This is a genomic window from Microcystis aeruginosa NIES-843 (assembly GCF_000010625.1).
Classification (GTDB): domain Bacteria; phylum Cyanobacteriota; class Cyanobacteriia; order Cyanobacteriales; family Microcystaceae; genus Microcystis; species Microcystis aeruginosa.
Genome location: NC_010296.1, coordinates 2,851,784 through 2,863,807 on the forward strand (window position 1 = coordinate 2,851,784; position 12,024 = coordinate 2,863,807).

A 12,024-nucleotide genomic window follows, 5' to 3' on the forward strand; every position below is an offset into this window, starting at 1 on the left:
CTGTCTTGAATAAGGTAATGTTTAAGAAATTCCCCCCTCACACCCCGCTCATTCTTGGACTAGGTTCTGGGGTTGCGCTTTTTACTCTCACCAGTCTCTTTCTCTTTCACCCGAAAATTCTCGCTTGGCTCGATCGCAATAGTGCGTCGCTTCCTAGCCAAGATCCTAACCAACCCTCTGCCGTGGTTGATAGCGCTTCTTTACCACAAACCGAGCGAGATGTCAAGTTAAAAGATGTTGCCGATGCCAACGCGCCCTCTTTAGATCGTAGTCGCGCCCGCTATCTCCTGGCCATGGATTTATTGAGAAAATATGAAGGGGGTCCGGCTTTAAAACAATTAGAAGGCTTAGAAAAACAATATCCTGTCCTCGCTCCCCAGATTCTCCTCAAACAGGGACGCGCCCACGAATTAAGCAACGATAGTGAAAAAGCGCAAGAAATTTGGCAAAAATTACTGGAAACCTATCCCCAATCGCCCGTAGTGGCCGAAGCTTACTACTCTTTGGGCAAATACGACCCCAGTTATCATGAAAAATTGCTCAAGGAATACCCCCGACACCCGCGTACTTTGGCTTTAATTCGCCAACGTCTTCAAGAAAATCCCGATCAATTTCCCTTATGGTTGCAGTTAGCCAAGGCTAATCCTTTTGATCCTACCCTCAATCAGGCCCGCGATCGTTTGGTGAAAGACTACGCCGAGCAGTTAACTCCGGCGGATTGGGCAATGATTGGGGCAGGTTATTGGCAGTCGGGATTGTACGAAAAAGCCTATAAAGCCTACGCTAAAGCCACTCCTAGCCCCGAACAAGCCTATCGTTACGCCCGCGGGCTACAAATTGCCAAAAAACTGCCAGAAGCTCGCAGCGCTTACCAAAAATTAATTAAAACCTATCCCCAGGCCTCAGAAACCGGTTTGGGATTACTGCGACTCGCCCAAATTTCTCCTAACCGCGATGCCATAGCATATCTCGATCGCATTGTCAAGCAATTTCCCGATCGCGCCCCGGAAGCTTTGGAAGCGAAAGCCAAATTACTCAACTCAACTAATGCCCAGGCCGCTAGTCAAACATGGCAAACTTTATTAAATAAATACCCAAAATCCGACGAAGCCGCCGATTATCGCTGGTTAATGGCCCAAAGAGCCGCTAAATCCGGTGATTACGCCAAGGCGTGGCAGTGGGCGCAGCCAATTGCGGTTAATAATTCCGATAGTCAAACTGCCCCGAAAGCAGCCTTTTGGGTGGGAAAATGGGCGCAAAAACTCGGCAAAAACCAAGAAGCAAAACAAGCTTTTACCTACACTATTTCTCGTCATCCCCATTCCTATTATGCTTGGCGCTCGGCGGTTTTATTAGGTTGGGACGTGGGGGATTTTACCACTGTCCGCTCCTATAATCCTACCACCGTCAAACCCGCCACTCGTAACGATCCCCCCGCTGGTTCGGAAGCTTTCAAGGAATTATATCGAATTGGTGAAGATACGGACGCTTGGAATCTCTGGCAAGCAGAAATTGTCGATCCTTGGAATTTAACCGTTGACGAACAATTTAACCTCGGTGTCTATAAACTCTCTCGCAATCAAAATTTAGAAGGAATTAACCTGATTTGGCGCTTGCGAGAAAGAGATACCCCGGAGGAAAAGAAAGCCTGGAAACTCCTGCGACAAAATGATAAATACTGGCACGCTTTATTCCCTTTCCCCTACTACGATACCATCCTGCAATGGTCAAAAGATAGACAATTAAATCCCCTGCTAGTGACGGCTTTAATCCGGCAAGAATCCCGCTTTGAAAAAGAAATTCGTTCTCCTGTGGGGGCAGTGGGATTAATGCAAATTATGCCCGATACGGGTAAATATATCGCGGGTAATACTGGCAATAAAAGTTATTCTTTAACTAATCCCGAAGATAACATTATGATGGGGACATGGTATCTCGATTATACCCACGGTAAATTCGCTGGAAATTCACTTTTTGCTGTGGCTAGTTATAACGCCGGACCTGGGGCAGTTTCCAAATGGAGACAGCGTTTTGATTTTAGCGATCCCGATGAATTTGTTGAGAATATTCCCTTTAGAGAAACTAAGGGTTATATAGAATCGGTGTTTGGTAATTATTGGAATTATCTCCAGATTTATAACCCCGAAATTCAAGAGCAAATGAACAGAATTGCTAACCCTTCCTAGGGAATTGATGGGGATGGGTAATTAACTCATTCCCTTAAGTAAGTAGGGAGGCACAATTATTTGTAGGATGGGTTAGCGGTAGCGTAACATAATCGGGCGTTGGGTTTCATGCTTCAACCCAACCTACGTTCTCATTCCCTTAAAGTTATAATTAAATTGAAGATATATCCCCCCTTAATCCCCCCTTAATAAGGGGTGTGCCGATCCCCCCTGCCCCCCTTGATAAGGGGGGTGCCGATAGGCGGGGGGATCCCCCTTAATAAGGGGGGCATCTGACAGTTTTTAACACCTAGCTACTTACTAACTTTTTTCCTAATTATGCAATCATTTAACTGGCAAACCGTCGATCGAGATTCTCCTTTTACTCGCCTAGATTTTCGGACAAAATTAACCATGATGATCGTGGTTACTCTCATCGCTTTTACTTGGGAAAGTCCCCTCGCTGGCGGTTTGCTAACTCTTATTGTCGCTTTAGCTTGTCTCTGGGCTGGGGTAAAATGGTCTTATCTCCTCACCATTTTAAAATTCATGGCTCCTTTTTATCTATTCTTATTAATTACCATGGGATTTTTTAATGTAGAACAGGTAAAAGCTTTAACGGGAAAAACTGAATTAACTCCCTTATTAACTGTCGGTTCTACTCAAATGACTGTCGAGGGAACCCTCTACGGTTTAAATGTGATCTTTAAAACTCTCACCATGGTTTTAATTATTCCCCTCGCTATTTTTACCACTGATATAAATCAGATGATGGTGAGTTTAACTAAAGCCAGAATTCCTTACAAAATAGTCTTTATTTTTTCCTCTACCCTGCGCTTATTTCCTCTCCTAGTAGAAGAATCCCGATCGATTATTTCTGCTCAAAGATTACGAGGATTAGCAATAGAAAAAATGGGTTGGTTACAAAAAGGAAAAATTTACGCTTCTATCGCTGTACCTTTAATTTTAAACGCTATGGCTAAATCGCAAAAATTAGAGGTAGTTCTACAAGCTAAAGCTTTCTCTGGTGATCCTAATCGCACATTTTTACAGGAATCAATCTTAACCAATAAAGACTATTTATTAATTATTGGCTTTCTATTTTTATTGGTTTTGGCAATTATTCTCTATGTAAAATTCGGGGTGGGAAAATTTGCCTGGTTGTTTTAAAATTAATCCCTATTGTAAGTAGTTAGGTGTTAAAAACTATCAGTTTCCCCCCTTATCAAGGGGGATCCCCCCGCCTATCGGCACCCCCCTTATCAAGGGGGGCAGGGGGGATCGGCACACCCCTTATTAAGGGGGGATTAAGGGGGGATCTATCTTCAATTTAATTCTAACCAGCTACTTATAGCTCGATCGATCTGGGTATATAAAGCTTCTAAATCCCCGGAATTGTCTAAAACAATATCAGCTAAGGCAATTTTTTCGGCTAAAGGCATTTGATTATTAATCCGAGCGATCGCTTGTTCCCTAGTTAAGTTATTCCTAGTCATTAAGCGTTGAATTTGTTGCTCAAAACCGCAGGAAACCACCCAAATCTCTGTGACTAAATGGGTTAGTTTGGCTTCCAATAATAAAGGAACAGAAAAAACAACTATCGGGGCTTCTAACTGCTCTAAATGCCGCTTAAAACATTCTCTAACGTAGGGATGAATCTGACTTTCTAACCAGATTTTTTCCTCGGGATTATTAAAAATAATCTCTCCTAACTGTTGGCGATTAAGGGAATTATCCTCAGTTTTAACTTTTCTGCCATAACGCTGAAAAATTCTCTCTAAAATTGCCGAACCTTTTTCCACTGCTTCCCGGGCATAAATATCCGCATCAAGGACAGGAATTTTGTAGATATTTTCTAAATAATTGGAAACCGTGGATTTACCACAAGCTATTCCCCCTGTTAACCCGATAATTCTTCTCGACATAAATTATTAAATTGCTAATCTCAATTAAGGTGCGTTACGCGCTCGCTAACACACCCTACGGTTATAAACTCTCTATCTAAGGTGCGTTACGCGCTCGCTAACACACCCTACGGTTATAAACCCTCTATCTAAGGTGCGTTACGCGCTCGCTAACACACCCTACGGTTATAAACCCTCTATCTAAGGTGCGTTACGCGCTCGCTAACACACCCTACGGTTATAAACTCTCTATCTGTTGTAAAACTCTTGCTTGTACTTGTTGATAGGCAGTTTCCACATCTCCTAAATCGCGACGAAAACGATCCTTATCGAGAATGCGCGCTTGGGCATCCTCTTGGGTTTTATCCCAGAGACGACAGGTATCGGGGCTAATTTCATCACCTAGATAAATTTTGCCCGTTTTATCAACTCCAAATTCTAACTTGAAATCGACGAGAATAATCTGGCACTTATCGAAAAATTCTTGCAGATATTGATTGATTTGCAGGGCTAAATCTCGTAACTGATTGACTTGCTCCTCGCTGGCAATATCGATCACTTTTATGCGATCGGGCGTTAACAAAGGATCGCCTAAAGCATCGTCCTTGAGATAAAATTCTACAAGAGGAAAAGGTAAAACTTTCCCCTCCTTTAATCCCGTTTGCTTGCACAAACTCCCGGCAGCGATATTTCTGACTACTACCTCCAAAGGAATAATTTTAATCGCCTTGACGCGCATTTCCCTAGAACTAGGGCGATCGATATAATGGGTAGGTATTCCTAGGGATTCTAACCATTGAAATAGGGCAGTGGAGACAGTACAGTTAATTTCCCCTTTACCGACAATTTGCCCGCGTTTTTGGGCATTAAAAGCGGTGGCATCGTCTTTGTAATAAGTGAGGAGAATATCAGGATCATCGGTTTGATAGAGAATTTTGGCCTTACCTTCATAGAGTTTTTCCATAGTTATCATCCTCGGCAATTGATAAACGAAAATCGATGGTTAATCAGATAGTGGCGGCAGTAAATTTTGGCGATCAACCCAGGCAAAAAGTCTCTATCATTGGGTAGATGATCGTTGAGAAAAATAATGTATAATTGCAGCTTAAAGATAACTGTCAACATTTGACGATCGAACCTTAACCTATAACCAAAAAGTGTCACGATACCAGGGGTCAACTTTTGGCGAATCAGCCAAGTTTTTACTTAAATCCTCAATCATAGCCAACAATTGATATTATCTCCCATTACCATTACCGAAAAATCTAAAGAAATTCCGAAAAATTACCCGCCGTCGCCCTATGAATCAGAATCCTCCTAACGATGATAACCCGAATCTCCCCGATCGCCGCAAGGAGGATTTTCTCTATCCTCGCGCGCCCTACTATGGGGAATTTAAGCCAGAAAACTTGCTATTTAACGCCAATTTACAGGAATTTGCCCAAAAAGTCAGTTTTATTTGTAATCTGGAAACGGGGGGCAAAATCAGTTCTCTAGAAGCCTATCAAAAAATTAAAGCCCTCTGGAAAGACTTAAAACAGAGCAAAAAAGGCCTAGGCATTGGGGAAAATCCCTTTCAAAAAGATGACGATACCTAAAGGATAATCAAGAAAAATCGGGTGCATCTCAATTTTGTAGAAATATCTATACTTTAGACGTTCATAATCTGAGATTTATTAAACTTCTGAAATCGTAGAGTCAGCAAGGAATCCAGTTCTTTTTTATGTTTCAAATGGGCATCATTCAAACATTCATAAATGGCTGAAGAAAAGTCAGAAAAGTTTTCATAATATTTACCATATAAACATTTCTTTTTGACCAATTTCCACAGCCTTTCAATTAAATTTAGATTAGGTGAATAAGACGGCAGATAGAGCAGTTCTATTGACAAAGAAAGAGCTAATTCTTCAACAATTTTACATTTTTGATAGCGGGCATTATCTAAGACTAGAGTGATGGGAATCATTAGTCCTAAAGCAGCTATTTTTTCAAGGAGTTCACAGACTTGAGTTGCCGTAATATAAGTGTCATTCGTAACCAGAATAACTTCATGAGTTATTGCATTTAATGCTCCTAAAACATTGAAGCGTTTACGCCCGCTCGGTGACTTAACAAAAAGTCTCTCAAAACACCAAACAAAACCGAGAAATGCTCCCATGACGAAGTGAGCGGCATCAACAAAAAAAACAGCCCTTTTTCCTTCTTTAGCCTCATTTAGTCTGGGTTCTAGCTTTTTTTCTTTGTAGTCCTCTTGTTCATCTGGGTCAGCTTTAGAAGGAAGAGAACCTACTTTTAAACATTTCATTCCCATTGATTTTAAAAATTTTCTCACTTGGGTAGGACTTCGTTTTATTCCCGTCAATTCTTCTCTCCTATATACAGCTTCATTTATTGTGGCTGGTGGATTTTTCTCGAAGTATTTTTTGAGGGTTTCTTTTTGAGACTCTAATTCACTTTTAGGGCGATAGAAGTTGATTTCTTTTAATTTTTCTATTCCGCCCTCTTGATAATCTCGAAGATAGGTTAATAAGGTATTTGGCGAGATTCCTGCTAACTGACAAATTTTTTGGTGCGGTATCTTTTGGCTTTTTAACCAGAGAACTTCCATCTTCAGTTGAACCCGGGGATGGGGATGATGAAATCTTTCATAATACAGTGAGTTCTTTTCTTCTTCCGTGAATTCTAGGTTAATCATGTTTTTAATGAGTGCTTTGCTTCTAATTATGACTCTTAAACTATATTATTGTCCTTGAGTAAAAAATGCAAGTTGTAGCCGTGCAAAGTATATATTACAGGGCGCACGCGGTGCGCCCCTACTATTGGCGCAATAATATTATTGTAGGGGCGAATTGCATTCGCCCTCTTTGAATAACTGCTGCTGCTCACCATAAGTGAGAGAAAGTCACAAATATCAGATGCACCCGAAAAATCTCCTCGCTTGATAAAAAATGCTGGGACAGAAATATTTTCTGTCCCCATAGAATGAGATGAGCAAACGCTTAAAAATTACCGTGATTTTGGATGGCACTTTCTAATTTTGCCACCACTTCCTCGACGCTAATTACCCCTAAATCGCCCGTGGCACGGGTGCGAATACTTAAACTATTACTTTCCATTTCTTTTGCCCCCACCACTGCCATCACGGGGATTTTTGCGGTTTCAGCATTGCGAATCATTTTACCCAAACGTTCGCCACTGGTATCGGTTTCGGCGCGAATTCCTAACAATTGCATTTTCGCTGTCACCTCTTTAGCGTAATCCAATTGAGTATCACTAACCGGTAATAATCGTATCTGGACAGGGGCTAACCAAAGAGGAAAATCCCCCGCGTATTCTTCGATTAAAATACCGATTAAACGTTCCAAAGAACCAAAAGGTGCGCGATGAATCATCACCGGACGTTTACGATTACCATCTTCGGCAACATATTCTAGTTCAAAACGTTCGGGTAAATTATAATCTACCTGTACCGTTCCTAACTGCCATTCTCTTTCGAGGGCATCTTGGAAAATAAAGTCTAATTTTGGACCATAAAAAGCCGCTTCTCCGGGGGCTTCAAAATAATCCATCCCCAAAGTTTGCACCGCTTTTCTAATCGCTGATTGTGCCTTTTCCCAAGCTTCATCGGAACCGATATACTTATCCGATTCGGGGTCACGAAAACTCAATCGCGCCTTAAAATTCTTTAATTGTAAACTCTTAAACACCGTCAAAATTAAATCAACAACGCTTAAAAATTCCTTGTCTAATTGTTCGGGAGTGACAAACAAATGGGAATCATCGACGGTAAAACCGCGAACTCTAGTTAACCCCCCCAATTCTCCCGATTGTTCGTAACGATAAACTGTCCCGAATTCTGCCAGACGCATCGGCAATTCCCGATAGGATCTCAAATCACTTTTATAGATTTGAATATGAAAAGGACAGTTCATCGGTTTGAGGACAAATCCTATTTCTTTACCAGCAGATTCCTCATCGTCTGCCATCATGGGAAACATATCTTCTTTGTACTTTTGCCAGTGACCGGAAATTTTAAACAAATCCACGCGAGCAATATGGGGAGTAACTACGGGTAAATAACCGCGTTTTAACTGTTCTTTTTTGAGAAAATCTTCTAACAAAGAACGAATTAAAGTTCCTTTGGGGGTCCATAAAGGCAACCCCGGCCCGACAGAATCAGAGAAAATAAATAAACCTAATTCTTTGCCTAATTTGCGATGGTCTCGTTTCAGTGCTTCTTCCTTGCGGCGCTTGTATTCGGCTAATTGTTGGGGATTTTCCCAAGCTGTGCCGTAAATGCGCTGTAATTGGGCTTTATTCTCATCCCCACGCCAATAAGCACCCGCTACCGTCTCTAATTCGATCGCTTTTGGGTCTAGTTCGCTTGTATTATCTAGGTGCGGACCGGCGCACAAATCCCACCAAGCGTCACCAAGATGATAAAGGGTGATGGGTTCTTGAATTCCCGCCAGAATTTCCAGCTTATAGACCTCATTAATCGCTTTAATGCGCTTTTCCGCTTCTTCCCGAGAAACTTGCTCGCGAATCACCGGCAGTTTTTTATTGATAATTTTGACCATCTCTTTTTTGATGTCCTTGAGATCCTTATCGGTAAAAGGTTCCGGCACATCAAAATCGTAGTAAAATCCGGTTTCAGTCCAAGGTCCGATAGTAACTTGGGCTTTTGGGAATAATTTTTGCACCGCCATGGCCATCACATGGGAGGTGGTGTGACGAATGCGCTTGAGGTGGTCGGATTCGCTGGTTTTCGGTAGTTTAATCGGGGCTTGGTTATCCATGTCTTTTGAATTTACACCTTCTCTATTCTCTATTTTAATGGTAAAAGGAGTCTTTAGTCAGGAAAAAAATCAAGATAGATATCAATGCCATTTCCCCCCATCTCTAACCTCTAAACCCTCATCTCTATTTCCCGATGAAAAAACTAATTTTATCCTGTTTATTTTTGGGATTGGTTGCTTGTAATGATGCGGTTAATACCACCGATAACCAAAAACCTAAGGTAATCTCCACTAGCACAATTATCGCCGATTTAACCGCACGAGTAGGCGGTGAAGAAATTGACCATCAAGACATTTTAAAACCAGGGGATGATCCCCACGTTTATGAACCAGTTCCCGCCGATAGTGTGGCTTTAGAAAAAGCCGATTTAATTCTCTATAACGGTTATAATCTCGAACCGGGGTTAATTAAAATGATCGATTCTACGGCAGTTAAAGCGAAAAAAGTGGCTGTGGGAGAAGCCATTACACCTTTACAACTGGAAAAAGAAGGGCAGAAAGTACCCGATCCCCATGTTTGGGGTTCGGCAAAAAATGGCATAATCATGGTGAAAAAAATCCGAGATCAATTGATTGAATTAAGTCCCGAAGATAAAGAGATTTTTACTGAAAATGCCGCCCAATTAATCAGGGAATTAGAAAATCTTGATCGCTGGATTACTGCGGCTATTAAAACTATCCCCCCTTCCCAAAGGCAATTAGTCACCACTCATGACGCTTTTCAGTATTATGCTCATGCCTATGGTTTAAAAGTTGCAGGAACTTTAATTGGCATTAGTACCGAAGAACAACCTAGCGCCCAAACGGTGAAAAATTTAGCCGATGCTATTAAAAATCTCCAGGTTCCTGCTATCTTTGCCGAGACCACTATTAATCCCGCTTTAATTACCACTGTAGCCGAAGAAGCGGGGGTAAAATTAGCACCAAAACAATTATATTCTGATTCGATCGGCGCGGTGGGTACTAGGGGGGATAGTTATGTAAAAATGCTCAGGGAAAATACTCGCTCGATCGTGGAATCTTTAGGGGGAAAAGTACCTCAAGAAGGTCAATAGACCTCTTGTAAAAATCAAAAAATTGTCCTTAGAGTCAGGAGTTAGGAAGGCAGAAATACCGACAATCAGCAATTATCGGTGACTTTTAGATGATGACAAATGGATCAGCAGCTGCCTGTAAGCATCCCACCGAAAAGCTAATGCGCGGGGGGTTTGGGGGCGGCGCCACGCCCCCAACGGGGGGTTTGGGGGGTAGAACCCCCCAAAAGCTTGGATTGAGGGAAAAAATCGAAAGTAACGCCCGACTTTAGCAGAGAGTTTCCCCTTAAAAATCCCAACTTAGTAGATTTACAAAGCGGGGTTTATTTCCCAAATCCTTTACCGCGATTGACAGCAGGTAAAATGAGACAACTGTTAATCTGTTCTTTTAGGGTTTCATGATCGAGATTTTGACCGATAAGAACTAGCTGATTTTTGGGAGTACCTTTCCATTCGTCATCTTCGAGAGTAAAACGTTTGCCACTGAGGTGAAAAATATGACGTTTAGGACTTTCATCAAACCAGAGAATACCCTTAGCGCGGAAAACGCTTTCCGGTAACTGATTATCGAGGAAATATTGGAACTTCCGAATCGAAAAAGGTTGGTCACTAGCAAAGGAAATAGAAGTAAATCCATCCACCTCTAAATGATTGGAATGGTCGTGATGATCATGATCGTGATCGTGGTGGTGATCATGGTCGTGATCATGATCGCAATGGTCGTGATCGTGGTCGTGGTGATCATGGTCGTGGTGTTCTTCTTCTGTGTCGAAATATTTATCCGATTCAAATAGTCCGACGCTGAGAATTAAGGGTAAAGGAACCTGACTTTTGCTAGTACGAAGAATTCTCGCTCCTTGCTTCATGTCCCGGATTCTTATTTCTAAAGAATCCACATCCGCTTCATCCACTAGATCGGTTTTATTGAGAACAATAATATCACCGTAGGTGATTTGACTTAAGGCCGCTTGCGAGTTGAATAAATCGAGACTAAAATTGGCACAATCCACCATAGTGACAATGGAATCTAAACGGGTCATTTCCCGTAATTCTGTACCTAAAAAGGTTAAAGCTACCGGTAAAGGATCGGCTAATCCCGTGGTTTCTACGACTAAATAATCGATTTTTTCGGGACGTTCGAGAATTTTATAAACTGCTTGAATTAAATCCTCGTTGATCGTGCAGCAAATACAGCCATTATTTAATTCTACCATGCTGTCATCACTACTGATAATCAGTTCATTATCGATACCGATTTCACCGAATTCATTGACAAGAACAGCAGTTTTTAATCCCTGTTGATTGCTGAGAATATGATTGAGGAGAGTAGTCTTACCACTACCAAGAAACCCAGTAATAATTGTTACCGGTAGCCCTTTTTTTGGCACTGACATCGTGTTAATAGCTTGTGATTCGACGGTTTGCATAATGATTTGGGGGTGAGTATTCTGTCACTAAAAAGCGATTTTTCGGGATGAGATAAGTAAGTGGTTTCAATTAAATTGAAGATAGATTTTGTCTTTGATCCCCCCTGCCCCCCTTGATAAGGGGGGTGCCGATAGGCGGGGGGATCCCCCCTTAATTCCCCCTTGATAAGGGGGGGGGATGTGACAATTTTTAACATCCACTTACTTAGCTAGTTTTTTTCGATCAAACAGTCTCCACTTGATCGCCGACTATTTTTATTGTAGATATTTTTGGACCACATCCCATCCTGTTAGGGTAACAAAAAGAAAACCCAGAAACAATAAAAGATTAGTGCCGATGTGGAGAGACCGCGCTAGAGGTGGACGAGTTGTAATGTTCAGGCCGCTAATTGCCGAAACAAAAACCAGAAAAACCACCGATAAACCCGCTATCAGGTGGGAAGAGTGGCCTAAACTGCCATAATGACCGATTGTTCCCACTAATCCGATTCCCAGCAGAATTAAGACCAAAGCAACCATGATCAGGCCGCTGAGGAGATGAAAGGATCTTAACCATTTCGGTCGAGATTGGCCCGCGAGTCGTCGATAACCCATGTTTACCCCCGAAACCGCTAGTAAAAAATAGGCAAAGAGGGTAAATCCCATCGACCAAGCGGCAATTTTCCATAACCAGAGAAAGGAAGGGAGATTCATAG

The 12,024-nt window shown here is 41.9% G+C and carries 10 protein-coding genes; 4 read left to right on the plus strand and 6 right to left on the minus strand.

Going from position 1 to position 12,024, the window contains the following annotated elements; all coding sequences use genetic code 11:
• Positions 1-17: 17 nt before the first annotated feature.
• Positions 18-2,186, plus strand: coding sequence for a transglycosylase SLT domain-containing protein (locus MAE_RS13580; RefSeq protein WP_002797960.1), 2,169 nt, complete (start codon positions 18-20; stop codon positions 2,184-2,186).
• Between the two features lie 318 nt (positions 2,187-2,504).
• Positions 2,505-3,335 carry an energy-coupling factor transporter transmembrane component T family protein gene (locus MAE_RS13585; RefSeq protein ID WP_012266101.1) on the plus strand — a complete coding sequence of 277 codons (831 nt, stop codon included), beginning with the start codon at positions 2,505-2,507 and terminating at the stop codon, positions 3,333-3,335.
• A 155-nt stretch (positions 3,336-3,490) separates the two neighbouring features.
• Here the strand turns inward: MAE_RS13585 and coaE are convergent, their stop codons facing one another.
• The gene (gene coaE, locus MAE_RS13590; protein WP_012266102.1) at positions 3,491-4,090 is read right to left on the minus strand and encodes a dephospho-CoA kinase; all 600 of its coding nucleotides are present in this window, start codon (positions 4,088-4,090) and stop codon (positions 3,491-3,493) included.
• A gap of 217 nt (positions 4,091-4,307) precedes the next feature.
• Positions 4,308-5,033, minus strand: a complete 726-nt coding sequence (gene purC, locus MAE_RS13595; RefSeq protein ID WP_002784616.1) for a phosphoribosylaminoimidazolesuccinocarboxamide synthase — start codon at positions 5,031-5,033, stop codon at positions 4,308-4,310.
• A 337-nt stretch (positions 5,034-5,370) separates the two neighbouring features.
• Here purC and MAE_RS13600 point away from each other — a divergent pair, with 337 nt between their 5' ends.
• On the plus strand, positions 5,371-5,667 hold the full coding sequence (locus MAE_RS13600; RefSeq protein ID WP_002743720.1) for a DUF7219 family protein: 297 nt from the start codon (positions 5,371-5,373) through the stop codon (positions 5,665-5,667).
• Between the two features lie 53 nt (positions 5,668-5,720).
• On the opposite strand, the gene MAE_RS13605 is transcribed toward MAE_RS13600, so the two are convergent.
• A complete protein-coding gene (locus MAE_RS13605; RefSeq protein WP_012266104.1) occupies positions 5,721-6,764 on the minus strand; it encodes an IS630 family transposase in 1,044 nt (347 codons plus the stop codon).
• Positions 6,765-7,068: 304 nt separating this feature from the next.
• Positions 7,069-8,868: a threonine--tRNA ligase gene (thrS, locus tag MAE_RS13610; protein ID WP_012266106.1), complete on the minus strand. Its 1,800-nt coding sequence runs from the start codon at positions 8,866-8,868 to the stop codon at positions 7,069-7,071.
• Between the two features lie 134 nt (positions 8,869-9,002).
• Here thrS and MAE_RS13615 point away from each other — a divergent pair, with 134 nt between their 5' ends.
• Complete coding sequence (locus MAE_RS13615) at positions 9,003-9,923, plus strand: metal ABC transporter solute-binding protein, Zn/Mn family (RefSeq protein ID WP_012266107.1); 921 nt, start codon at positions 9,003-9,005, stop codon at positions 9,921-9,923.
• A gap of 302 nt (positions 9,924-10,225) precedes the next feature.
• Here MAE_RS13615 and MAE_RS13620 read toward each other — a convergent pair whose 3' ends face one another.
• Positions 10,226-11,329 carry a CobW family GTP-binding protein gene (locus tag MAE_RS13620; RefSeq protein WP_012266109.1) on the minus strand — a complete coding sequence of 368 codons (1,104 nt, stop codon included), beginning with the start codon at positions 11,327-11,329 and terminating at the stop codon, positions 10,226-10,228.
• A gap of 255 nt (positions 11,330-11,584) precedes the next feature.
• Entirely contained in the window at positions 11,585-12,022 is a 438-nt protein-coding gene (locus tag MAE_RS13625) for a DUF4079 domain-containing protein (RefSeq protein ID WP_002743713.1), read from the minus strand.
• Positions 12,023-12,024 lie beyond the last annotated feature (2 nt).